Genomic DNA, 24,584 nt, shown 5'->3' with positions numbered 1-24,584 from the left:
CCAATTTATATATATCTATAAATAAAGAATAAGCTTACTAGAGTTACAATGGTAATCAGCCAATTACGAGAGGAATAAGTGTAAGAGTCATCGATAAATGAAATATTCTCTTGATACCCTCTTGCGTTCATTGCCATCGTTAATTGTTCAGAGCGCTGAAACACTCCTAAAAACAGGGAAGATATGAGTAACCCGAGAGATCGAATTCCCTTCCTCACTGAACTATACCCAAGCCGTGATGACTGTGATTGATGAATGGCCATAGCTGTATCTAAAAAAATAAAGATGAAGCGATAAGTTAATTCGATTAAATCAATCAGCAATGAAGGCAGTTTCAGCTTACGCAATACATATAGTATAACTGTGATGGGAGTAGTTAAGGTTAGGAAATATAAACAGCTGATACTGCTTAATACAACAACGATTAGACCAATTACCGTTTTTATACTGTCTTCGCTGATAAATATTTGCCAGCTACCGAAATTCCAGGACCACCATACATTTGGTATCGAAGTGAATTTACTTGCGAATGAAAAAAGGATGGTAATTGTACCTGATAGTACAAAAAATCCAGGTAATAAGAGTAATTTTAGATAATAAGAGATTGGGATTTTTGCCCCGAAAATGATAAAAGCACTCATCACGGTAAAGGTGATGAGTGAGACGGTCGTATCCCTCACTGCTAAAGAAAACAACAAAAGGGAGAGGGCAAAAATCATTTTCTCTAAAGGATGTACATGCTTTAGCCGGTTGAAATAGGCGTATTTATCTATGAGTAACATGTTTTGCCTGTTCGTCCTTTTCTTGAACGGACTGTTTATTTTTTTGTCGCATAACGCCGATGAAGTATCCTATGAATCCGGCGCCAATCGCGGCTTGGAGAGCAAACAATAAGCTTTCGGTTTCTGCACCTGGCGGCTCCCAGATACTGTTGAACCAAGGCTTATATTCTGGTTGGATTTTAGTGATGGCTTCTTCCGCCACTCCATCAGCTCCACCAAATTCTGTTCCTTGTTGGGTGATTAACGGAATTATAGCAAGTATGACGACTAGAAAAAGCAACAATAAACTTTTTTTCATGCTAACGAGCCTCCTTAGATAACACTCGCAGTAATTTCAATTCGCCTAGATTGTATTTCTTCAAGAAATTCATGACAACGACTGTCAATAAACCTTCACTGATTGCTAAAGGTATTTGGGTAAGGGCAAAGATTCCTGAAAATTTAGTGAATGAGGCCATGAATCCACCTACCTCCGATGGGAAAGCTAAAGCAAGTTGTACAGAAGTTATCACATAGGTGCCCAAATCTCCGAAAGCTGCTGCTAAGAAAACAGCAAGAGAGAAGGACCAACCTAATTTAGTAGCGCCTTTGAATACAAAATAAGCAATGAACGGCCCGCAAACAGCCATGGAAAAGGCATTGGCTCCTAGCGTAGTTAGTCCTCCATGAGCTAGTAATACAGCTTGAAATAACAGAACAATAGAACCGACGACACTCATGGCCAGTGGCCCAAACAAGATTGAACCTAAACCGACGCCGGTAGGGTGTGAAGAGCTTCCTGTAACGGAAGGGATTTTTAGGGCTGATAAAATAAAAACGAATGCGCCGGACAGACCCAGCATCATTTTTGTTTCTGGGTTTTCCTTCACTTTAGACCTAATAGAACGGTAACCCAAGATTAAAAATGGAAGTGTCACAGCCCACCAGAATATCGCCCATTCGATCGGTAAGAAGCCCTCCATAATATGCATTGCCATTGCTTTCTTTGGTACGAAAAGTAGTAAAATGACAAAATAAAGTATTTTCCAATTGGCTTTTTTCATTTTTTCTCCTTTCAACGCTTTTATTTTTAATGATTAAAGCTGAGAAGAGAAGTGGCGGGCAACATAAAAAGCACTTCTCTCAAAAAGAAAGAAGTGCGTAATGAACAGTAAGTTTGCAGCATAATACAAATATTAGCTTAGCTGCCTGATCCGCACACCCATCCTCGTAGGTTGTAAACAGTTTCACGCTTCATGGCAGGTCTCCTGGCTCTGGATCATCATCCTCATACATCCTTCCCATCGCGTTTGACAGTGGATTATTCATTACGTATTAGGACTTCCCTTTACAGTGGCGGGACCGCGCCGGATTTACACCGACTTCCCTATTAAGCTAAATTCCGAGGAATCTAGCACCATAAAACTTATGTAATTTTTTGAAAATTCTCGTTTATTGTACCATAAAGCAATGATTCCATCTACACTCTATTCATATTTTTTTTGAGAAGGATAAAATCGCAGTGAGGATAGGCATTAAGCTGGATTTTCACCATTAAACTTTTCAAAACAGTCGGAATAAACTATTGAATTTTAAAAAAGTTGTTATATGATAGATAAAGTTAACTAGAAATATATTATTATAAAACCAAATATTTCAATTTAAAAGTGCTCTTGTATGAACACGCAAGGGATAATAGGGAAATCGGTGAGAATCCGATGCAGCCCCCGCTACTGTAACGCTGATGAAATTGTCGATAACCACTGGCCTAGAGCTGGGAAGGGACAAAAGTAAATTGAAGCGTAAGCCAGGAAACCTGCTTTTAAAATTGTGTGATACTTTTCGGAGGGAAAGGTAGAAGGACTATGGAGATTTTGAGAGTTTCACTTTGCTTGCTGGAGGCTCCCTTTTCATATAGTTTTTTTAAAACCTTAACTCTAACAGTTAAGGTTTTTTATTTTGCCTTTTCTCAGATTTAGGAGGAAGAAGATGACAACTTGGAACTTAAAAGGCACAAATTCGCATCTTTTGATTTGTAACGGCAGCAGTTGCATGAAAAAAGGTGGCGAAGAAATAACGCAAGCAATTCGTGATGAAATTACTTCACAAGGTCTGAATCAAAAAATTCATACTACTAGAACTCGCTGTAACGGAAGGTGTAAGGATGCCTGCGTTGTGATTGCTTATCCTCAAGGGACATGGTATCGAGTGGATTCACCTGATTTTGGACGAGAGATTGTCCGTAATCTCGATGATGAGAAGTTCATTCCACAGATGATTTACCAATTTACTAATGGAGAAATGACTCCTAATCCAGATTTTCCAGCTCAAACAGGAATTTCAAAAGACAAGTTGTAAAAGGAGATGTCTAAATGAGTACAAACGGTAAATTATTTGTCGTTGGCTTTGGACCAGGGAATTTTGAACATATTACCAAACGTGCTGTAGAAGCCCTTCAAGAAAGTGACTTCATCATTGGTTACAAAACATATGTGGAACTCATACAGGGCCTTCTTACAGATCAAACGATTATAAGTACAGGTATGACTGAAGAAGTATCACGTGCACAAGAAGCAGTGAAACAGGCGGAGTTGGGAAAGAAAGTGGCTGTAATTTCGAGTGGTGATGCAGGGGTATACGGAATGGCAGGGCTGGTTTATGAAGTATTGATTGAAAAAGGCTGGAAAGAAGAAACGGGAGTAGCCATTGAAATCGTTCCTGGTATTTCTGCCATCAATTCATGTGCGTCTTTACTTGGTGCACCTGTCATGCATGATTCCTGTACCATCAGCCTCAGTGACCACTTAACGCCTTGGGATCTGATTGCCAAAAGAGTGGAGGCTGCAGCAATGGCTGACTTTGTCATTGCACTTTATAATCCTCGAAGCGGTAGACGGACAAGGCAAATTGTTGAAACACAGAACATTTTACTGCGTTACCGCTCGCCCGAAACACCTGTCGGATTGGTAAAAAGTGCTTATCGCGATCGTCAGGATATTGTGATAACCAATTTGAAAGACATGTTAAATCACGATATAGGGATGCTAACAACCGTCATTATTGGAAATTCATCTTCCTTTTTATATGATGACAAAATCATCACGCCACGTGGATATCAAAGAAAGTATACATTGAATTCGGAAAAGCAACCATTGAAGCCGCATCAACGCTTGCAAAAAGAAGCAGAACCTTGGGCATTAGATCAAGAAACAGGTTCTATGCAGGAAGCGTACACCGAGTCGACTGGCGGAGTTGGATTGCTTACAAAAGCACCAGAAAAAAAGAGCACTTCTTTTGAAGTGGCAATGGAAGCACTCACAAGAGTTAAGGGTCAAACAGTTCAGCAATCAATTACGCCGATTGTTCAGCAAAAAATTGAGTCGGTATTCGAGCTTGCCGTTAGCCCAGGTGTGGCGAACAAGCAATTTACTCCGAAACAAATGATGACACTTGCAGAAGTTGTTGGAGAAAAGGGAACGATGGAATACACGCCAAATCATAAAATCGTTTTAAAGATTCCTACAACAGATCCAGAAGTTATTACTGGAAAATTGCAATCAGCAAACTTTTTATTATCGCCAATTGGGGATGTATTGACTTTAAAAGCCTGTGATTTCTGTGATGGTGAAAAAGTGGAATCCATTCCTTACGCGGATGAAATACAGAGGGTGCTTGGTGGGATTGATATGCCTAAGGAACTGAACATTGGTTTTAATGGGTGTGGAATGGCTTGTTATAGTGCAGTGATGGATGATATAGGGATCGTTTTCCGAAAAGGGAAATTTGATTTATTCCTTGGAGCGAAACCTGTTGGCAGAACGGCTCATCCTGGTCAACCAGTTGCAGAAGGAATTGAACCGGATCAACTAGTTGAATTAATTACAAACATTGTCAACGAATATAAACAAAATGCTCATCCTAATGAACGACTATTTAAATATTTCAAACGGGCGAAAAAGATACAGGGCTATTTATATCAAGACATTGCTCCCAAAATAAAAATAGAGCCTGCGCCTTGTGAAGACTAATCAAGAGGGGGATAACAAATGAAAGCAGTATTATTCGTAGGACATGGAAGCAGACTAGCTTCTGGAAACGACGAAGTTATTCATTTTATTAAAAATATGATTCCAACAATGGACGACTCTTTATTAATTGAAACATGCTTCTTGGAATTTGCCACGCCAAGTATATCCCAAGGCATTGACAATTGCATAAAAAGAGGAGCCACTGAAGTTATTGTCATTCCGATTATTTTGTTGCATGCAGGACATTCAAAATTACATATTCCAGCTGAAATAGAGGATGGAAGGAATAAGTATCCAGCGGTTACATTCACATATGGACAAACGATTGGGGTTCACCAGGAAGTATTAACGATTCTGACAGATCGCCTTGAGGAAGTTGGATTCGATACATCTTTGGAACATCCGGAGACAGCAATATTGCTGATAGGTCGAGGTGGAAGTGATGCTGATGCAAATAGTGATATTTATAAAATTTCACGATTATTGTGGGAAAAATTAAATGTGAAGTGGGTCGAAAATGCCTTCATGGGTGTTACGGATCCGTTTGTTGATGAAGGCATTGAACGCTGTATTCGGTTAGGTGCCAAAAAAATAGTGATGCTTCCATATTTCCTCTTCACAGGTGTGTTAATGGAGAGAATGGAGAATATGCTAACAGGCTATCAAGACCAATATCCAGAGCATGAATTTGTTTTGGCGAAATACTTTGGTTATCATCCAACATTACAAACCATACTGAAAGAACGTGTAATCGAAGCTAGCGAAGGAAGGTCAAGTGGTACCCGTGATCTAGAAAACTATCGTAAACATGTGGAGGAACATGGCCATGCCCACCATCACCATCATCATCATGACCACGATCACGACCATGGGCATGACCACCATGACCACGATCACGGTCATGAAACAGACCATGGACATGACCACCATGACCATGATGAGCAAGTGGTGGGGACGACAAAATGATTTTGTTCTTAGCGGGTACAAGCGATGCAAGGGAATTAGCGATTGAAATCCAACGGGTTGGATTCCAAGTTTTGGCAACGGTAGTAACCGAGTCGGCAGCAAAAAGTTTGCAAGATGCGAAGATAGCAACTCAAATTGGACGATTAACTGCAACAGATATGGCATCTTTAATCATCGAAAAAGGATTTCATGCGGTAGTTGATGCAAGTCACCCATTTGCAGAAGAAGCATCGAAAAACGCTCTTCAGGCAGCAAAGGAAGCAAATGTTCCTTATATTCGTTATGAACGTGAAAGTCAACGATTCCAGAATGAGAAATTGATTATGGTTCGTGATTATGCTGAAGCCGCCAAGCTTGCTGCTACAAAGCGGGGAGTTATTATGCTAACGACTGGAAGTAAAACCTTAGCGATTTTTGCTAAAGAGTTAGTAGGTCTGGAGAATACAAGAGTGATAGCGAGAATGCTTCCGCGCATTGATAATATGGAAAAATGTGCTCAGTTAGGCATTGAGCAAAAAAATATAGTCGCTGTTCAAGGTCCATTTTCAAAAGAATTGAACAAAGCGCTATACAATCAATATGGTGTCACGTTAATGATTACAAAAGAAAGTGGCAAGGTTGGATCTGTTGATGAGAAATTGGAAGCAGCATTGGAATGTGGAATTGAGACGATTATGATTTCTCGTCCTGATGTTGATTATAAAAATGTTCATTCCAGTTTTAATCTGGTCATTGCCGATTTGAAAAAACAACTAAACGAAAAATAGGAGGAATGTACGATGGATTTTAAAACAGATTTTAAACCCCTAACGGTTGATCCAGATAAAATATATGATTATAGTTTTTCAATTATTGCTGAAGAAATGGGTAATCATGATTTTTCAGAAGATGAGTGGAAGATAGTTCGCCGTGTAATTCATGCATCAGCAGACTTTGAATTAGGAAGAAGTGTCATTATCCATCCAAATGCCATTCAAGCTGGTGTGGAAGCAATCCGCAAAGGAAGACATGTTATTGCCGATGTTCAAATGATAGAAAGTGGAACGGGGAAAAAACGTTTTCAAAAACATGGCGGGGACGTGCATTGCTATATTTCAGACCCAGATGTAATGGTTGAAGCAAAACGATTGAAAACGACAAGAGCCATCATTTCGATGCAAAAAGCCGTAAAGGAAAATGAAGGCGGGATATATGCCATTGGTAACGCACCAACAGCATTATTAGAACTCATTCGTCTTATTAAAGAAGGGATTGCTAAACCCGACTTAATTATTGGTATGCCTGTTGGATTTGTTTCTGCCGCGGAATCAAAAGAAGAACTAGCAAAAATTACCGAAGTGCCATTCATTACAAATGTTGGCCGAAAAGGCGGAAGTACTGTCACGGTTGCGGCATTGAATGCGATTTCCCTTTTAGCTGATTAGGTTAAATCATGGAAAAGAAAGTCAAGAAAGATCCCTCCCAAATGCGGCATGGGTATACGACCGGAGCCTGTTCAACAGCAGTAACTAAAGCGGCATTGATCGCATTGATCACTGGTGATGCACTTGAGGAGGCAACGATTTCTTTGCCTATAGGTAGAGATGCTACTTTTACAATTGAGAAATATGATATAACGGAAAATTCAGTTAGTGCAGAAACAATTAAAGATGCTGGCGATGATCCAGATGCCACTCATCTGGCACATATAATTTCTACTGTCAGCTGGGTAGATACACCTGGCATCATCTTGGATGGAGGGATTGGTGTTGGTCGCGTGACCAAAGCTGGTCTTCCTGTTCCTGTCGGAGAAGCGGCAATTAATCCTGTGCCGCGCAAAATGATTTTAACAACCGTGCAACAAACATTAGAAGAATTTAAGGTTAATAGAGGTGTGAAAGTCGTTATATCCGTACCAGCAGGTGAAGAAATTGCGAAGAAAACATTAAACGGCCGGTTAGGGATTGTCGGTGGCATTTCCATTTTGGGAACAAGGGGCACCGTCGTTCCTTTTTCCAGTTCCGCGTATATGGCAAGTATTGTTCAGGCGATTAGTGTTGCTAAAGCTGGTGGCTGTGATCATCTTGTCTTAACGACAGGTGGTCGAAGCGAAAAGTATGCAATGGGTCTTCTTCAGGGGTTACCTGAAGAAGCCTTTATTGAAATGGGTGACTTTGTAGGGTTCTCGCTAAAGCAATGCAAAAGACAGGGAATTAAAAAGGTATCTCTTGTCGGTATGATGGGGAAATTTTCGAAAGTTGCACAAGGTGTGATGATGGTGCATTCAAAAAGTGCACCAGTCGACTTCGGCTTTTTATCTGAAATTGCCCAAAGTGTCGGAGCAGATGATAATCTTGTTTTTGAAATTAAGAACGCAAACACCGCATCGCAAGTCGGTGATATGATGGCCGAGATTGATAACAAAGAATTCTTCAATAAACTTTGTGAAGCCTGCTGTCACTCAGGATTAAAGCAAGTGAAGGGCGGCATTGAAATGGAAACAGCGATTTATTCGTTGAAAGGACAATTACTAGGAAGGGCTGTTGGAATTGACTCAATCGATTAAATTAATCGGGATAGGAGATAACGGTCAAGAAAGCTTACTGCCTCAATATGCACAATGGATTGAAGAAAGTGAAGTGCTTATCGGCGGTGAGAGGGTCTTGTCCTTCTTCCCGAATTATCAAGGAAAGAAAATTGTCATAAAGGGCGGCATGAAAGCAGTTGTAGAACGACTACAGGAAGAGACTCGTCCGACGGTCGTTTTAGCTTCTGGTGATCCGCTATTTTACGGAATTGGCGGCTATCTTTCCAGCAAGATGAATATAGAAGTATACCCATATTTTAGTTCAATTCAACTCGCTTTTGCCAAAATGGGTGAAAGCTGGCAAGATGCTTTCCTTGTTAGTGTTCATGGTCGAAGTATGAAAGGGTTGGCCCAACGGATCGATGGGAAAGCAAAAGTTGCATTGCTTACTGACGTTGAAAATAGTCCTAATCAACTTGCTAAATATCTTCTATCATTTGGTATGACAGAATATCGGGCATTTGTGGCGGAGAATCTTCAAGGAGAAAATGAACATTCAGGCTGGTATGAACTTGAAGAAATGATAGAGCGGAAATTCTCTCCGTTAAATGTCGTCATTTTGAAAAAGATATCTGAAGGACCGAGCTGGTCTTTAGGCATTGAAGATGAAGAATTTTCGCAGCGGAAGCCAGATAAAGGTCTCATTACCAAAAAGGAAATTCGAGTATTAAGCCTTCATGCGTTAAAACTTAAGAAAAGCAGCATAGTCTGGGATGTTGGGACGTGTACGGGCTCAATGGGGATTGAAGCTGCGAAGCTCTCACCTGAAGGTCAAGTTTTTGCGATTGAAAAAAATGAGCCGGATTTAGAAAATTGTTTACAAAACCAACGTAAGTTTCGTACCGATTTAACGGCGATTCATGGAAAAGCACCGCAAGGCTTAGAAACGTTTCCTGATCCGGATGCCGTTTTTATCGGTGGGACAGGCGGAGAGATGGTAGACCTCATCAATACTTGCTGCAATCGGTTGAAAAAAGGCGGAAGGATTGTCCTTAATGCCGCTACGATAGAAAATCTTTACCGTGCGAACGAGGCATTTGCAGAAGCAGGTTTTCAAACCTCCATCATGCACGCTCAAATTTCACGAAGCAAGCCTATTTTAGGAATGAACAGATTTGTTCCGCTGAATCCGGTTTATATCATTACTGCACAACGAAAGGAAGACATGAATGAGTAATCTTGGTACATTATATGGTCTTGGCGTCGGTCCTGGAGATCCGGAGCTTATTACAGTAAAAGCGTTTCGAGTCATTCAGGAATCGCCAGTTATTGCGTATCCGAAAAAAAGAAAAGGTAGCAAAAGCTACGCCCATCGTATCGTAGAAGTATACATTCGGCCTGAGGAGAAGGAAATGCTCGGACTTGTTTTTCCGATGACGAAGGATCAAACGATTTTGGATCGGGAATGGAACGAAACAGTTGAGAAGGTTTGGCAAAAGTTATATGAAGGTAAGGATGTTGCTTTCGTTACAGAAGGAGATCCGCTTTTATATAGTACGTTCATACATATGATGAAATTGATGCAGGAATTGCATCCTGAAGTTGAGATTAAGACGGTACCAGGCATTTCTTCGTTTAACGGGTCAGCTTCAAGATTGGGCATTGCTTTGGCAGATGGCGATGATCATGTCGCGATTATTCCTGCAAGAGATGATTATGAAGCGATGAAGAAGGCGATTGAAGATCATGATGCTGTAGTGTTCATTAAAGTCGCAAAAGTAATCGATTTAATGATAACTGTATTAAAAGATTTAGATTTGCTTGAAAAGGCTTCAGTTGTAACCAAAGTCACTTCCGATGAAGAAGTAATTTGGAACTTAAGTGAATTGGAAGGACTTGAACTAGAATACTTAACTTTGATGGTGGTGAGAAAGTGAAAATATATATTGTAGGTGCTGGTCCAGGAGATCCGGATTTGATTACGGTAAAAGGATTGAATATTCTCCAAACAGCAGACGTTATTTTATATACGGATTCATTAGTAAATGAAGAATTGATTGCAAAGGCAAAACCTGATGCCGAGGTGCTGAAAACGGCTGGAATGCATTTGGAAGAAATTGTTGATGTTATGGTTGATCGTGTTAAAGCAGGAAAAATGGTAGCCCGTATTCACACAGGAGATCCTGCTATGTACGGTGCAATCATGGAACAAATTGTTCTATTGAAGAAAGAGGATATTGGCTATGAGGTGATTCCTGGTGTTAGTTCAGTATTTGCTTCAGCAGCAGCAATTGGCGCCGAGCTGACGATTCCCGATTTAACTCAGACACTTATTTTAACGAGAGCTGAAGGACGGACACCGGTTCCAGAATTCGAAAAATTACGAGATTTAGCGAGTCATCATTGTACGATTGCCCTTTTCTTAAGCGCAACCTTAACAAAAAAAATCGTCAAAGAACTCCAAACAGCGGGGTGGAAAGATGATACGCCTGTTGCAGTCATTCAACGGGCAACATGGCCGGACCAAAAAATTGTTCGTACTACCTTAGTGAATTTAGATGATGATATGCGTAAAAATGGAATCCGCAAGCATGCAATGATTTTGGCTGGATGGGCGTTAGACCCTAATATCCATGATAAAGATGAATACCGTTCCAAACTATATGATGCGAGCTTTACCCACGGTTTCCGAAAAGGTGTCAAGCCATGATCATTGAATTAAAAGAAGAGGAACTAGCCCCCATAAAACAGTCTCATACTTATGCAATCGTAGCGATTACAAAGCATGGTGTAGAACTAGCAAGAAAATTACACACTGTTTTTTCAAATTCTGATCTATATTACATGAGCAAGTTTGAAAAAGGGGATGAAGAGCACAGACAAATCCAGCTTTTTTCGGGAAGTGTCCGTATGCTGTTACCCGCTTTATTCAAGGAATATAAAGGAATCATTTTAATTATTTCACTCGGTGCCGTCGTCCGGATGATAGCTCCAATTTTGAAGGATAAAAAAACGGACCCAGGAGTTGTTGTCATTGATGACAAAGGGGAGAATGTTATCAGTGTTTTGTCAGGACACCTTGGAGGAGCAAATGAACTTACCAAGGAAGTTGCAGCAGCGCTTGATGCAAATGCAATTATTACAACTGCATCAGATGTACAAAAAACAATTCCTGTCGATTTATTTGGCCAGCGCTTTGGCTGGGTTTGGGATTCTGCGGAAAAATTAACGCCAGTCAGTGCGTCCGTTGTAAATGAAGAGCATGTTGCAATCGTTCAGGAGTCGGGTGAACGGAACTGGTGGACGTATGAAACAGTATTACCTGAACAAATAATCGTTTATCCGTCAATTGATGACGCCCTTAAAGCAAAGCCTCAAGCAGCCTTAGTAGTTACTCATCGGGAGCTTAGGCAGACTGAAAATAAGATCCTGGACAATGGTATTGTATTTCGTCCAAAAGTCATTGTTCTTGGAATCGGCTGTAATCGAGGAACATCAGCCGTTGAAATTGAGCAGGTAATTGTGGAAACATTAGCGGAACTATCATTTTCAATAAAAAGTGTTAAAGCAATATGTACAATTTCAATAAAGAAAGATGAAATTGGTTTGCTCGAAGTCGTTCAAAAACACGGTTGGGAATTTGTGTATTTTGAACCGGAAGAACTTAATCAGGCTAAAATTGAAGCTCCGTCAGACACAGTATATAAATACACAGGTGCTTATGGTGTGAGTGAGCCAGCTGTTAGAATTTTTACAGGAGCGGAACAACTGGAGCTGGTTAAGAAAAAATCGGGAAATGTCACTATTTCTGTAGGGATTATTCCTTTATAAGGAAGGGGGGATATTTATGAGCGATAGAAGATTAGTTATTGCTGGCACCGGAAGCGGGGTCGGAAAAACGACATTGACCATCGGAATTATGGCAGCCCTCCAGAAGAAAGGGTATACCGTTCAGGGTTTTAAATGTGGTCCTGACTATATTGATCCAACCTATCATACAGCCGTTACAGGGCGAACTTCACGAAATCTTGACAGCTGGATGTTTGAGCACGATATCGTCCGAGAAATACTTAACAAAGCAAGCGTTGGAGCGGATATCTCGATTATCGAAGGAGTCATGGGCTTTTTCGATGGAAAAAATCCTTTATCGAATACGGGGTCAACAGCTGAAATCAGCATGAGTACTGAAAGTCCTGTCTTGTTAATTGTCAACTGTGCGAGTATGGCGCGTAGCGCAGCTGCGATTGTTAAAGGGTTTCAAGCTTTTTCTACGGGTCCGAACATTATTGGAGTAATTGCCAATCAAGTGGGAAGTGAGGGGCATTACAAAATTGTCAAAGCAGCCATCGAGCAGGAATGCGATGTTCCAGTGATGGGGTATATGAAGCGAGAGTTAGATATTGATATTCCTAGCCGTCATTTAGGCTTAATTCCTGCCATTGAACGAGGTGAACTTGAACCATTTTTCGATAAACTCGCTCATTTAGTTATGGAAACGATTGATATCGAACAGCTGTATCTCTTGGCTAAGACCAGCACCATTTCCAGTGGGAATTCAGGAATCTTTCAGTCTAGTAGCAAGAAAGACGTGTGCATAGCCGTTGCAAAAGATGCGGCCTTTAATTTTTATTATCAGGAAAACCTTGAGTTGCTTGAAGCAAAAGGAGCGAACATCAAGTATTTTTCTCCATTAAAAGGGGATGAAGTTCCGGTGGATGCGGATGGCTTATACCTTGGAGGCGGTTTTCCAGAAGAATTTGCAGATGAACTTTCTCGCAATGAAATTGCTATAAAATCCATCAGAAATGCCATTGAAAAGGGTTTGCCAACTCTAGCAGAATGTGGTGGATTCATGTTTTTGAGCAAATCTATTGAAACAACTTCTAGAGAAATGTATCCGATGGCAGGATTGATTCCAGGTAGGATCAAAATGCAGAAAAAGCTTGCGGCACTGGGATATCGTGAAATAACTGGAACCGAAAGCAATTTTTTAATAAAAGATTGTGAGCAGGCAAAAGGTCATGAATTCCACTATTCCACATTTGAGTCAGATGATGTGCTTCCGCATGCCTACGAGGCGAAAGGAAGATTTGGTTCAAAGAAAGAAGGGTGCATAATAGGTAATCTGGTTGCTGGTTATACCCATTTTCATTTTGCTTCCAATCCTAAACTTGTTGAGAATTGGATAGGTGCATGCTTAAAACAAAAAAAACTGATGGGACACGAAACATATCAACAATGAAAAGTTGTTTTTTTGATAAATAAGAGGAGGCAAGAGCATGAAACCGGGAAAGGTACATCTGGTCGGTGCGGGTCCCGGAGATCCGAAACTAATTACGGTATATGGAATGGAATGTATTCAAAAGGCTGATGTCATAGCTTATGACAGGCTCGTCAATCCAAAACTATTAACCTATGCAAAAGAAAATGCGGAGCTTGTATATTGCGGGAAATCACCCGGGAGACATCATCTCATTCAAGAAGAAATTCATTCACTTTTGGTAGAAAAGGCCTTGCAGGGGAAAAATGTTACCCGCCTAAAGGGAGGAGATCCGTTTGTCTTTGGTCGGGGAGGAGAGGAAGCTGAGGTCCTGGCGGCTAATGGGATAGAATATGAAATAATCCCAGGAGTAACTGCGGGCATTGCAGCTCCAGCTTATGCCGGTATACCGGTTACCCATCGTGAACATGCGTCGAGTTTTGCGATTGTGACCGGCCATGGACGTGATTACAAGGGTCAAGACAACCTGAATTGGCAGGCATTGGCTCAAGGAATTGATACCATCGCCTTTTACATGGGAATTGGTAATATGCCATTTATCTGCGAACAATTGATAGAGCATGGTAGGGACGAAGAAACACCAGTGGCTGTCATTGAATGGGGTACTACAGATAAACAAAGGACGATAACTGGAACCTTGAACACGATTTCTATGCTTGCTTTGAAAGAGGAAATTCAAAATCCGGCAATCTTTCTGGTAGGTGAAGTCGTTCAATTAAGAGAAAAAATCCAATGGTTTGAAAAAGTGATTGAATCAGAGTCTACGAGTGAAGGGAACGAGTCTAAATGTCTATCATTCAAGAATTGAAAGACCGCAGAGCTATTCGGAACTATGAAGAGCAAGAAGTAGAAGATGAAAAAATCAGGCAGTTATTAGAAGCAGCTACATATGCCCCTAATGACCGACTACGTGAACCTTGGGGGTTTTATGTAATAAAAGGAGACGCGAAGCAGCGCTACGAACAGTTGGCAGAAAAATATTTACATGAGCGTTTCCCGACCAAGCCGAAATTGATTGATAGTTCACTAGAAGTTGTAAAAACCACACCGCTTATCATTGTCGTAACCTCTGATATTTTGCCTGACGATCCGGAATCAACCGAGGACAATGTGTTTGCCTCTTGTTGTGCTGTCCATTCGATGTGGCTTGCAGCAAAAGAACTAGGTCTTGGCTTTGTATGGCGCACTAGAGGAGTAGGCCTTGTCAGAGATGAACGACTGCACGAATTTATCGGTTCGCCGGAAAACAAAAAAGTAATCGGTACTATTTTTATAGGCTATCCTAAAAAGGGTCAACCTGTTCCTGCTACTAAAAGAACTTCATACATAGAAAAAACAGTTTGGCTATGAAGGTAGGCGAATAAGATGGCTCGCAGAGGATTGTTTCTTATATATACCGGAAATGGGAAAGGGAAAACGACTGCCTCGCTTGGTGTTACTTTACGGGCGATTGGGAGAGGCATGAACGTTAAATTTCTCCAATTTATAAAATCTCCAGAGCGTACATATGGAGAGGCATTGGCTTTAAAGAAATTAGGGGTTGAAATGGAACAACTCGGGATTGGTTTTACATGGACCAAAACACCACAAGAGCATCGGGAGGCACTAACGATTGCTTGGGAAAAAGCAAAACAGGCCCTTTGTGATTCAACCATCGATTTACTGGTTCTGGATGAGTTAAACAATGCGTTAGCCATCTCTAAGTTCCCGATTGAAGATGTCTTGCCACTAGCAGAAGTAATCGATGTGATTCGTAATCGACCCGCTCATATGCATCTAGTCGTTACTGGCAGAGATGCCAAACGGGAACTGATGGATTTGGCGGATTTAGTCTCTAATATTGATGCGACTAAGCATTACTATGAAGAGGGAATCGGCGCTGTCAAAGGATTAGAGTTTTAAGGGGTGAGTCGAATGAAGGCAAGATCCATTATGATACAAGGGACGTCCTCTGATGTAGGGAAAAGTTTGATTTGTACGGCACTGTGCCGGGTTTTTTCCAATAAAGGATTACGAGTCGTACCATTCAAATCGCAAAATATGGCTTTAAATTCGTATGTAACGTTGGATGGCGGTGAAATCGGCCGTGCTCAAGGAGTACAAGCCGAGGCTGCACGTATTACAGCAACCACTGATATGAATCCGATTCTATTAAAACCGAAGCAGGATATGGTTTCAGAAGTCATTGTGCATGGAAAACATTTTCTTGATATGGATGCAAAAAGCTATCGATATCAATTTGTCCAAGAGGCCATGCCCATCGTTCGTAAATCGGTGGAAAAACTTCAGGACGAATATGACATTATCGTTCTTGAAGGAGCAGGAAGTCCAGCTGAAATCAACCTGAAGGACCGAGATATTGCAAATATGCGTATGGCCAAACTTGCAGATGCCTCGGTCATTTTGGTAGCTGACATTGATCGCGGTGGAGTTTTTGCGTCAATTATTGGAACACTTGCCTTATTGGATAAGGATGAACGCGAATGTGTAAAGGGGATTATCATCAATAAATTTCGTGGGATGCGTGAGTTATTGGATGACGGCATTGAATGGGTGGAAAAAGAAACAGGGATTCCAGTCCTCGGTGTACTTCCTTATATAGACGTGAATATTGAAGCGGAAGATTCATTAGCACTATCTTCCTTGCGGTTTAAAAAACCTAAAAAGGCGGAATTTCCAATCGATGTCGCCGTTTTAAGATTGCCTCGTATCTCCAATTTTACAGATGTGGATCCTTTCTTTGATGAACCGGGTGTAGGCGTCAGACTTGTAGGCAGTGTGCAAGAATTAGGGAATCCTGACCTGCTTATCTTGCCAGGTACAAAAAACACGATGGAAGATCTAGAGTGGCTGAGAAGAGCAGGACTGGATAGGGCTATCCAAGATTTGCGTGAAAAAGGGACATTAATATTTGGGATATGTGGTGGATTTCAAATGCTTGGTACGAATCTTTTCGATCCTGATGCTGTCGAGGGCTGCGGAGAAAATGCAATAGGACTTTCTCTTCTTCCAGTACAAACCGTTTTTAATGCAGAAAAGAAAACGGTCCAAATGGAAGGTGTTCTTTCTTCAGGGATCATGGAAGGAGAAATGAATCTGACCGGATTTGAGATCCATTTAGGGAGAACATCATTGGACTCTGCACTAGTAAGGCCATTTCTTTTATTGAAGGATGGAAGAGAGGATGGGGCTATTTCTGCAGACAACAAAGTCATTGGAACCTATCTTCATGGGATTTTCCATAATCGCTTGTTTACAAGAATGCTAGTTAATCAAATTCGAAGGTCAAAAGGATTAGATGAAGTGAAGGAAAATGTTCAAAGTGACTTAGAGCGAAGAGAAGAAGCTTATAACCTCTTAGCTTCACATTTGGAAGAAAATATAGATATGGATACTATTTATGAATGGCTGCAGTTTGAAACCATGGAAAGTTGAATAGTAGTCTCACCTTATCCATCAAGCTATCGTGAATTATTATCCAAAATAAAGCGCAATTCTTTCCATGTATCATGGAAAGAATTGCGCTTTATTGTATATCGTAAGGATTCAAATGAACTAATATTCTTTCGTTTTTATATGATTTACTTTCGTGAAAATCACATTCACCATTAATTACAGGGTTAAACTTTCTTTTATTTAGTCATATTAAGTGACAGACATATACAAGATATGTTATGTTGGCTTCTCTACATAATTTATAGAATTAAAAGGATGAGGTGTTTGATATGAACAAAACAGAACTAGTGAGTAGTGTAGCGACACAAGCTGAACTAACAAAAGACGACGCTAAAAAAGTAGTGGATGCATTGTTTGAAACAATCACAACTACGCTTGCTAAAGAGGAAAAAATCCAATTAGTAGGATTTGGAACATTTGAAGTGCGCGACCGTGCGACTCGTACAGGAAGAAACCCACAAACAGGTGAAGAAATACAAATTGCGACTAGCAAAGTACCCGCTTTTAAAGCAGGTAAGGAATTAAAAGAAGCTGTAAAATAAAATAAACATGTAGTGAAAAAAACTCTGGAGATGAGAAAAGTCTCCAGAGTTTTTTTATTTAAATAAGTTTCATTTTAAAAGTTTATTCTTTTATTTGCGTTTAATTTAGGCCGTACTAACATTTAGTTATATTGCGCTGAAAAAGGTAGCTATTGAAGTTAAACAGATTTAACAAACGAAGATTTTTAATAAGTACTTATTAGTAAGGTTTATCTCTAGTATATGTTAGGCTATAACAATAAAACAGTAAGCGCTAGAAAAGAAGAAAAGAGGTGAAAAATATGTTTAAAAAAATAATGAAGAAAATTAAGCAGCTTTCCGAAGGCAGCAGCGAGGGAAGACATAGCCATTATCGCCGAGGCAGCAGTAGCAGTAGCAGCAGGGGGTATAAACGGTCTCCAATGAGTGGTAGTAACCGCTATAAACGAAAAGGAGGGAGGAGTAGCAGTTAATACCCCTCCATGAATTAATTTATTTTTCTTTAGATATAAGTGCAGCATGAAGATCTGCTGAAAGTTCACTGATATCTGAATAAGGTTCTTGAATTCTTAATAACCTTTTTAGTAAATGTACGGTTTTTTTTTCTAAAGAAAGTTCTTCTGTCCAAGGAAGAACTTTTTTATTGTTGGAAGAGTAAGTCGTATAAAGTAAATATAAAAGTATGTCTCCTAAATCATAATAGTCCTGCTGTTTCATTTCTAATTCTATTGATGATGAACAAAATGGGTCAACCGAGACAATCTGTTTCGACAGACCAAAGTCGATTAAAAAAGGCTCTTTGTCTTTTAGTAAAATATTTGGAATTCGTAAATCTTGATGGTACATACCATTTTTGTGAAGATAAGCTACTAATTCTAGCAGGTGAGCAAGTAAAAGTAGAGACTCTTTCTCTTTAAAGGTTTTATGATTTAAGAAAATTTGGTCTTCCAAATTGTCCCCTTCAATGTAATTCATTACATAATAAAAATATCCGTTATTTGAAAATTCATCATATAACTTAGGCATACTTTTGTGGTTTAACAAACGCAGAATAGAGATTTCATTTTCAAACAGCTTAATCTCTTTTTTGATACGGCGTTTACTTGGACGAAGCTGTTTGACTACTCTATTCTCATTTGTTTTCAAATCGTTGCAGAGATAAACAATGCCGTAACTTCCAGTTCCTATAACACTTATGACCTCGTATCGATCATACAAAACTGCACCTTTTTTAATAGGTTTATCTACAAAAAACTGAAAGAACTTTCGAATGGAACGCCAAATTGAAACTTTCCTCACCTCTTCATTTACATTGGAGTCATACACACATAGGACAATTATGATTTAAATTAACATTATATTTTCTTGATGCTTTAAAAAACAAAACAGTTTGGAAAAAGAAGCATTATGGTTATCATTTACTTTTCTGATAGTATTTGCTATTTATGCCTTGTATAATAATAAAAAGCTTATAAAAAGGAGATATCTGATGACTATGAGGCCACATTTGTCTTTACCTAAAGAATTAGAGAAATTCAGGAAAGACATTGAATCAACTATGCAACCGACTATAAAAATCTCGACATCAACGAACAAGCCGACTTTGTTTGCAAGCAAGTTTGCAGGCTATCCTTATTTACCTAAAAATTTTGAACACCCAATCGATGGAAAAGGGAACTATATGAAACTATTAGCGCAAATCAATTTTGAAGATTTACCACGTGTACTAAATGATATGCCACAAAAAGGTATGTTGCAAATTTTCCTTTCTGGTGACGATGATGTTATGGGGCTTGATTTTAATAATCAAACCAACCAAAAGAATTTCCGGGTCATCTATCATGAAGATATCTTGAAGGAAGGCGAGGTGACAACTGATTTCTCATATATGGCCACTTTTGAAGATGAGCATTTTCCAATTGGAGATGAGGTTAGTCTATCTTTCTCGGTAAATTTTGAAGCCGTTTCTACCTCTGATCGAGCTTTTGATGAATTCTATGGTGAATTAGATTTTGAGGAAATAATAGGAGAAGATGAAAATGGAGATGAAATTACTCTCTTGGAATTGTATGAAGAAAACCTATCTAATGAGGGTCATAAGATTGGTGGATATGCTTTTTTTACGCAATCTGATCCAAGGGAAGATAGATCTTATAAGCATTATAACGTCTTATTACTACAAATTGATACAGACGATGATAATGAGATTATGTGGGGAGATTGCGGCGTAGCTAACTTCTTCATCAAGGTAGAGGATTTAAAGAAACTTGATTTCTCTAACGTTTTATACAATTGGGATTGTCATTAATACTGGTATTAAGTGTAACGAGTAGAATATTTATTAGATCTCAGGTGTACATATAGATAAATCGTTACTCTGCTATCAAAAATTTAATAGATTGAGATATAAGATATTAATCTAGGAGCTGTTTATTAGTGGAAACACTACTCATTTTTAAAGACGCCACATCACATAAGTTCTGGAAAATTCATATTGCAGGAAACACATTTACCGTGACATATGGGAAAGTAGGTACTATAGGTTCGGTGAAATCAAAGGAGTTTGAATCAGAAGAAATCTGTAAAAACGAAGGAGAGAAACTGATTCAATCCAAAATTAAAAAAGGGTATGTGGTGACCCAATTGTCAGATCAGGTTGTAAAAGATAGTTCGATGACAGAAGATTTGTTTTGGGGATTACTGGATAGATGCAAGGAAAAGGGAAACGATGCTGATGAACAGGTCGAGTGGTTAGTCGCTCAATTGTCAAGAAAACCTGTGAAAGATATAATTATGTTTGAATCGATTTTTAAACAATACTATTACAAGTTGCACACATCCAATTTATGGGCAATTGCCTATATTGTCATGGGTGGGTGTTCAGATGATTGCTTTGACTATTTCAGAGCATGGGTTTTATATCTTGGAAAAGACCCTTATGAAGCGGCTATACAAAATCCTGAAACACTGCTTCCCTATTTTATATTATTGAAAGAGCAAGAAGAAATACCCCAGCTGGAAGAATTGCTTTCTGCAGCATGTATGGCCTACGAAGAGAAAACGGGGCTGGATGATGATAGGTATGATAAATTATACCATCAATTGGCGAAAGATGATTATACCGAACCAGAAATAGAATTTGATTGGAATGAGGATGATGAAGAGGGGTTACGTCAAAAGTTTCCTTTGCTATGGGAAGCATTTGGAGAAAATCCGTTAGATTGAGCAAAAATCATTCTTTTGAAGGAGTATTAGGTGGCATCACAAAAACAAGTGATGCTGCTTTTCTTATGAGCACTCTTATTTTTTAAAAGGTTACTTTCCATATTTGATGTGTTGTAATTGTCCACGCTACACCTTTCATTTGCATTGAATATTATGTATAGTTAGTATTATATGCAAAATAGTTAGAATATTCAAAATAGAGAGAAGGGAAGTTATGAGCTTAACAATCACAGATTTGTTTATCGGACAGATTGCTAGTCTTCAGCGTACTTTTAATGAATCAGATGTAAGGTTATGCAGTGAATTAACAAAAGATTATAGCCCGATTTATCAAGTGAATAAAGAGGAGTGGAGAAGCAATTACAGCAAGCCGATTGTTCCTGGTTTGTTAACAGAAGGGCTTATTACTCAAGTAATAAGTGAAAAACTCCCTGGCAGTGCCTGTATTTTACTACAAAAGGAATTAGTGTTTTACCATCCTGTACATATAGGAGATATGATTTCGGCTGAGCTGGAGGTTATTGACATTAATTTAAATAGAGATTGGGTGACACAAAAGGTGACTTGCTATAATCAAGCAGGAATTGAAGTTATTAAAGGACAAGTTGTGATATTAGTTTTAACTAATCAAGATGTTAGGTGATGTGAATGGAAAACGTCAAAAACGTTAAAAGAAATTGGGGATCAATTGAAGTCGATGAAAACGGAAAAGTTATAGGCGCCAGTGCTGATTTTTATGAGCATTTCACTATAATACCGACTGATTTGATAGGGGAGTCCATTGCGAAGGTCATTCACACTTCTACGAATAATTCTTTAAAAAATCCTGATAAAAAACATGTGTTTCCCGGTGTGATCTCAGGACACTCTTGTTTTATTAGAACTATTCGAAAAAAAAGCATTACCATTTATAATGTAATCATCCGACAAGAAGAGCTTGAATACGCTGATTTAGTATATTATGCCAATTCCTTGGATAGGCATAAAGCTAAGAAAAAAACTGGAAGTCAAAGTCGATATGGCTTTGAAGAGATTGTTGGAAAAAGCCAAGCGATTGAACGGATAAAAGAGCTGGCAGCTAGAATTGCTACCAGTAGTTCAACAGTGCTGCTTACCGGAGAAACTGGAACAGGTAAGGAACTGTTTGCTCAAGCGATTCATGGTTTGAGTACAAGAAAATCACACCCGTTTGTTCCGGTCAATTGTGCTGCAATACCAGATGAATTATTTGAATCGGAGATCTTTGGTTATGAAGCTGGGGCATTTAGCGGTGCGAAAAAAGAAGGTAAACCTGGGAAAATAGAATTAGCTCAAAATGGTACCCTTTTTTTAGACGAGATTTCTGAACTGCCTTATCAGGCTCAGGGCAAGCTCTTACGTGTCTTACAGGAAAGGGAAGTAGAAAGACTCGGTGGAACAGGGAGTAAGAATGTCGATATCCGTATTATTGCGGCGACGAACAGAGATCTAAAAACCCTTATTCAAGAAGGAAAATTCCGGCAAGATTTATATTACCGTCTTTATGTTTTTGAATTGAAAATTCCTTCATTAAGGGAACGGCCGGAAGATATTCTTCCGTTAGCTTATTATTTTATCGATTATTTTAATAACAAATTAGGGTGTAACGTTAGAGAAATTGAGCCTAAACTCCAAGAATGGCTTTCAAATTATAGCTGGCCCGGAAACGTTCGTGAATTTAAAGCAATTATCGAACGAGGTATGAATATCGTAGAGGGACGGACTTTAACATTGGACTCTTTATATTTTACACCTAATTTAACTTTGCATGATGAGGTAGAGGAACTGGGAATTTCTTACTCAAGTAGCTTGGATGAGGTGGTCGGGAAAGCTGAGATATCTGCTATTCAGCGTGCGTTAACAGAGTCGGATGGAGATCGTTCTTTAGCCGCTCAAAAGCTGAAAATTCATATTGCGAGCTTATATAGAAAAATTGCGAAGTACAAGCTGAAATAACGTTACTATAAAGTTGATAAGTGAAATATAAATCAAGTTAGCCTTTGAACACACTTTAGAAGTGTGTTCTTTTTTTGATTTCGCATATTTGATTTGCAAGATTGCGAAAAAAATTAAAAATGCGAAAACGATATTAAATGAAGCCTGATATGCAGCAAAAATAAGTTGGCACACAACTTGCAATAATAGATTGACAAAGGATGAAGTTACTTAACTTAGATCATAAGATAGCCCGTGAATAGATTGTTTTGTAACTTCGTTAAACATAACAAAGGAGGTAATAATATGTTGAATTTTTCCTTTACAGAAGAACAAGATTATTTTCGTAAAATGTTGAAAGAATTTGCGAAGGAGGAACTGCTTCCTCACTATACAAAGTGGGATCGAGAAGAGATTACTCCAAGACACTTGTGGAAAAAGCTTGGGGAGTTAGGCGTAAATGGCCTGCGGATTCCAGTTGAGTATGGCGGTAGCGGTGCCGACTGTGTGACAACGGGGATTGCTGCGGAGGAGATAGGACGAGGTGATTTCAATCTAACCTATGCTGTGATGTTGAATGCGTTAATAGGTGAAATTATCAATAATCACGCTAGAGAGGAATTGAAAAAAGAATGGCTTCCCAAAATTGCGAGCGGGGAAAAAATTGTCGGCATCGCTATTACAGAACCATCGGCAGGGACGGATGCAGGCGGGATTAAAACAACAGCAGTACATAAAGGGAATGTATATGTTCTTAATGGAGAAAAGTCAGGAATTAGCGTAGCTACATGTGGAGATGCCTTTGTTATATTTGCAAAAACAGAACCTGAATTAGGAAATCGGGGAATTAGCGCTTTTATAGTTCCTGCCAATCTTCCAGGAGTTGAATGCAAAGGTTACAAAGACATGGGTAATATTCCAATTAGCAGAGGTTCTATCTATTTAAACGATGTAGAAGTTCCAGAAGAGTATATGATCGGTCTTCAGAATAAAGGCTTTTCCCAGGTGATGAATGGGTTTGATCTAAGCCGGCTCTTAATTGGATTGCAATGTGTTGGGGCTGCCTCACAAAGTATTGATGAGACCATCGAACATGTGAAAGTTAGACATTCTTTTAACAAGCCGTTGGCAACGTATCAAGGAGTTTCATTCCCAATAGTGACTCACTATACTCAGTTAGAGCTTGTGAAGTGGCAAGCCTATCGAGGACTTTGGCTTCGTGATCAAGGGTTGAACCATAGTAAAGAATCAGCTTCAGTAAAATGGTTAGGTCCAAAATATAGTGTAGATGCCATTCATGAATGTTTACTGTTGAACGGCCACTATGCTTATACGAAGGAAATGCCGCTAGAGCAACGTTTACGTGACGTCATTGGTTTAGAAATTGGTGATGGAACTGCTCAAGCCAATATGATGGTCATTGCAAAAGACATTATTGGAAAAGAATTCCGATCATATTAAACTAGAGGATTGTAGTGTATGGAAAAGGTAAATTGCTATTTTATCGGTCAAATTGCAAGAGTGCAAAGAACCTTTACAGAGGATGATGTGAAGCGCTGGAGTTTGTTAACGCAGGATTTCAATGATGTCTATGACCCGGAATTTTTCAGTAAAGATTTAGGTCGCTCACTGGTCCCAGGAATTTTAAGCGAAGGTCTCCTAACAGAGGCAATCAGTAAAGAGTTGCCAGGTGGATCATGTGTCATTATACAAAAGGAATTAGTGTTCATACATCCAGTTCAAATCGACAACACGATTACAGCAGAGATAGAGATTATTGATGTGAATGTACAGCGAAATTGGATCACAATAAAAGTTCGATGTAGGAATGAACTTCGTATTGACGTGATTCAAGGGAAAATTATTCTGAAACTATTATGACAATGG

General features: G+C 39.3%; 26 protein-coding genes and 2 riboswitches. Of the genes, 22 read left to right on the top strand and 4 right to left on the bottom strand.

What is annotated here, in order from left to right:
- Nucleotides 1–5 precede the first annotated feature (5 nt).
- From cbiQ to JFU50_RS25570, 3 genes are read right to left on the bottom strand one after another with little or no spacing between them, the layout of a single operon-like run.
- On the bottom strand, nucleotides 6–782 hold the full coding sequence (cbiQ, locus tag JFU50_RS25580; RefSeq protein WP_098174658.1) for a cobalt ECF transporter T component CbiQ: 777 nt from the start codon (nucleotides 780–782) through the stop codon (nucleotides 6–8).
- On the bottom strand, nucleotides 766–1,080 hold the full coding sequence (locus JFU50_RS25575; protein WP_201180814.1) for an energy-coupling factor ABC transporter substrate-binding protein: 315 nt from the start codon (nucleotides 1,078–1,080) through the stop codon (nucleotides 766–768). The genes cbiQ and JFU50_RS25575 overlap by 17 nt, the downstream gene beginning before the upstream one ends.
- A gap of 1 nt (nucleotide 1,081) precedes the next feature.
- Nucleotides 1,082–1,825 carry an energy-coupling factor ABC transporter permease gene (locus JFU50_RS25570; protein WP_201180813.1) on the bottom strand — a complete coding sequence of 248 codons (744 nt, stop codon included), beginning with the start codon at nucleotides 1,823–1,825 and terminating at the stop codon, nucleotides 1,082–1,084.
- Nucleotides 1,826–2,002: 177 nt separating this feature from the next.
- Nucleotides 2,003–2,198, bottom strand: a riboswitch (cobalamin riboswitch).
- Between the two features lie 211 nt (nucleotides 2,199–2,409).
- Nucleotides 2,410–2,599: riboswitch (cobalamin riboswitch) on the top strand.
- A 151-nt stretch (nucleotides 2,600–2,750) separates the two neighbouring features.
- Here JFU50_RS25570 and JFU50_RS25565 point away from each other — a divergent pair.
- The 16 genes from JFU50_RS25565 to JFU50_RS25490 all read left to right on the top strand — a co-directional run bounded on the left by JFU50_RS25565 (nucleotide 2,751) and on the right by JFU50_RS25490 (nucleotide 17,540).
- Nucleotides 2,751–3,119: a (2Fe-2S) ferredoxin domain-containing protein gene (locus JFU50_RS25565; RefSeq protein ID WP_201180812.1), complete on the top strand. Its 369-nt coding sequence runs from the start codon at nucleotides 2,751–2,753 to the stop codon at nucleotides 3,117–3,119.
- Between the two features lie 14 nt (nucleotides 3,120–3,133).
- Nucleotides 3,134–4,789, top strand: a complete 1,656-nt coding sequence (gene cobJ, locus JFU50_RS25560) for a precorrin-3B C(17)-methyltransferase (protein WP_201224723.1) — start codon at nucleotides 3,134–3,136, stop codon at nucleotides 4,787–4,789.
- Nucleotides 4,790–4,807: 18 nt separating this feature from the next.
- Complete coding sequence (locus JFU50_RS25555) at nucleotides 4,808–5,755, top strand: sirohydrochlorin chelatase (protein WP_201224722.1); 948 nt, start codon at nucleotides 4,808–4,810, stop codon at nucleotides 5,753–5,755.
- Entirely contained in the window at nucleotides 5,752–6,522 is a 771-nt protein-coding gene (gene cobK / locus JFU50_RS25550; RefSeq protein ID WP_201224721.1) for a precorrin-6A reductase, read from the top strand. The genes JFU50_RS25555 and cobK overlap by 4 nt, the downstream gene beginning before the upstream one ends.
- Before the next feature lie 12 nt (nucleotides 6,523–6,534).
- The gene (locus JFU50_RS25545; RefSeq protein ID WP_053345847.1) at nucleotides 6,535–7,179 is read left to right on the top strand and encodes a precorrin-8X methylmutase; all 645 of its coding nucleotides are present in this window, start codon (nucleotides 6,535–6,537) and stop codon (nucleotides 7,177–7,179) included.
- Nucleotides 7,180–7,187: 8 nt separating this feature from the next.
- Nucleotides 7,188–8,300: a cobalt-precorrin-5B (C(1))-methyltransferase gene (locus JFU50_RS25540; protein WP_056526998.1), complete on the top strand. Its 1,113-nt coding sequence runs from the start codon at nucleotides 7,188–7,190 to the stop codon at nucleotides 8,298–8,300.
- Nucleotides 8,284–9,498: a precorrin-6y C5,15-methyltransferase (decarboxylating) subunit CbiE gene (gene cbiE / locus JFU50_RS25535; protein WP_201180807.1), complete on the top strand. Its 1,215-nt coding sequence runs from the start codon at nucleotides 8,284–8,286 to the stop codon at nucleotides 9,496–9,498. Before JFU50_RS25540 ends, cbiE begins: the two co-directional genes overlap by 17 nt.
- Nucleotides 9,491–10,198 (top strand): precorrin-2 C(20)-methyltransferase, encoded by a 708-nt coding sequence (gene cobI / locus JFU50_RS25530; protein ID WP_053345849.1) that lies wholly within the window; start codon nucleotides 9,491–9,493, stop codon nucleotides 10,196–10,198. The genes cbiE and cobI overlap by 8 nt, the downstream gene beginning before the upstream one ends.
- Nucleotides 10,195–10,971, top strand: a complete 777-nt coding sequence (gene cobM / locus JFU50_RS25525) for a precorrin-4 C(11)-methyltransferase (RefSeq protein ID WP_098174651.1) — start codon at nucleotides 10,195–10,197, stop codon at nucleotides 10,969–10,971. The genes cobI and cobM overlap by 4 nt, the downstream gene beginning before the upstream one ends.
- A complete protein-coding gene (locus JFU50_RS25520) occupies nucleotides 10,968–12,092 on the top strand; it encodes a cobalt-precorrin 5A hydrolase (RefSeq protein WP_201180805.1) in 1,125 nt (374 codons plus the stop codon). The genes cobM and JFU50_RS25520 overlap by 4 nt, the downstream gene beginning before the upstream one ends.
- Before the next feature lie 16 nt (nucleotides 12,093–12,108).
- A complete protein-coding gene (locus JFU50_RS25515; RefSeq protein ID WP_201224720.1) occupies nucleotides 12,109–13,503 on the top strand; it encodes a cobyrinate a,c-diamide synthase in 1,395 nt (464 codons plus the stop codon).
- Between the two features lie 37 nt (nucleotides 13,504–13,540).
- Nucleotides 13,541–14,350: a uroporphyrinogen-III C-methyltransferase gene (gene cobA, locus JFU50_RS25510; RefSeq protein WP_201180803.1), complete on the top strand. Its 810-nt coding sequence runs from the start codon at nucleotides 13,541–13,543 to the stop codon at nucleotides 14,348–14,350.
- Entirely contained in the window at nucleotides 14,329–14,892 is a 564-nt protein-coding gene (locus tag JFU50_RS25505) for a nitroreductase family protein (RefSeq protein ID WP_201224719.1), read from the top strand. Before cobA ends, JFU50_RS25505 begins: the two co-directional genes overlap by 22 nt.
- Before the next feature lie 15 nt (nucleotides 14,893–14,907).
- Nucleotides 14,908–15,444, top strand: coding sequence for a cob(I)yrinic acid a,c-diamide adenosyltransferase (locus JFU50_RS25500; protein ID WP_201180801.1), 537 nt, complete (start codon nucleotides 14,908–14,910; stop codon nucleotides 15,442–15,444).
- 12 nt (nucleotides 15,445–15,456) lie between these two features.
- Nucleotides 15,457–16,977 (top strand): cobyric acid synthase, encoded by a 1,521-nt coding sequence (locus JFU50_RS25495; RefSeq protein ID WP_201224718.1) that lies wholly within the window; start codon nucleotides 15,457–15,459, stop codon nucleotides 16,975–16,977.
- Nucleotides 16,978–17,267: 290 nt separating this feature from the next.
- A complete protein-coding gene (locus tag JFU50_RS25490) occupies nucleotides 17,268–17,540 on the top strand; it encodes an HU family DNA-binding protein (protein WP_201224717.1) in 273 nt (90 codons plus the stop codon).
- 471 nt (nucleotides 17,541–18,011) lie between these two features.
- Here JFU50_RS25490 and JFU50_RS25485 read toward each other — a convergent pair whose 3' ends face one another.
- Entirely contained in the window at nucleotides 18,012–18,818 is an 807-nt protein-coding gene (locus tag JFU50_RS25485) for a protein kinase domain-containing protein (protein WP_342366318.1), read from the bottom strand.
- Between the two features lie 190 nt (nucleotides 18,819–19,008).
- Here JFU50_RS25485 and JFU50_RS25480 point away from each other — a divergent pair, with 190 nt between their 5' ends.
- From JFU50_RS25480 to JFU50_RS25455, 6 genes are all read left to right on the top strand, one after another.
- The gene (locus JFU50_RS25480; RefSeq protein WP_201183287.1) at nucleotides 19,009–19,827 is read left to right on the top strand and encodes a YwqG family protein; all 819 of its coding nucleotides are present in this window, start codon (nucleotides 19,009–19,011) and stop codon (nucleotides 19,825–19,827) included.
- A 128-nt stretch (nucleotides 19,828–19,955) separates the two neighbouring features.
- Nucleotides 19,956–20,744: a DUF4240 domain-containing protein gene (locus tag JFU50_RS25475; protein ID WP_201224716.1), complete on the top strand. Its 789-nt coding sequence runs from the start codon at nucleotides 19,956–19,958 to the stop codon at nucleotides 20,742–20,744.
- A 214-nt stretch (nucleotides 20,745–20,958) separates the two neighbouring features.
- A complete protein-coding gene (locus JFU50_RS25470; RefSeq protein ID WP_053345859.1) occupies nucleotides 20,959–21,387 on the top strand; it encodes a MaoC/PaaZ C-terminal domain-containing protein in 429 nt (142 codons plus the stop codon).
- Between the two features lie 5 nt (nucleotides 21,388–21,392).
- Complete coding sequence (locus tag JFU50_RS25465) at nucleotides 21,393–22,718, top strand: sigma-54 interaction domain-containing protein (protein WP_201224715.1); 1,326 nt, start codon at nucleotides 21,393–21,395, stop codon at nucleotides 22,716–22,718.
- 285 nt (nucleotides 22,719–23,003) lie between these two features.
- Entirely contained in the window at nucleotides 23,004–24,158 is a 1,155-nt protein-coding gene (locus JFU50_RS25460; RefSeq protein WP_200949460.1) for an acyl-CoA dehydrogenase family protein, read from the top strand.
- A gap of 18 nt (nucleotides 24,159–24,176) precedes the next feature.
- Nucleotides 24,177–24,578, top strand: coding sequence for a MaoC/PaaZ C-terminal domain-containing protein (locus tag JFU50_RS25455; protein ID WP_201224714.1), 402 nt, complete (start codon nucleotides 24,177–24,179; stop codon nucleotides 24,576–24,578).
- The last annotated feature ends 6 nt before the right edge of the window (nucleotides 24,579–24,584 follow it).

Source organism: Peribacillus sp. TH14 (assembly GCF_016651145.1).
Taxonomy (GTDB): Bacteria; Bacillota; Bacilli; order Bacillales; family DSM-1321; genus Peribacillus; species Peribacillus butanolivorans.
This window is presented reverse-complemented; position numbering and strand designations above follow the sequence as displayed.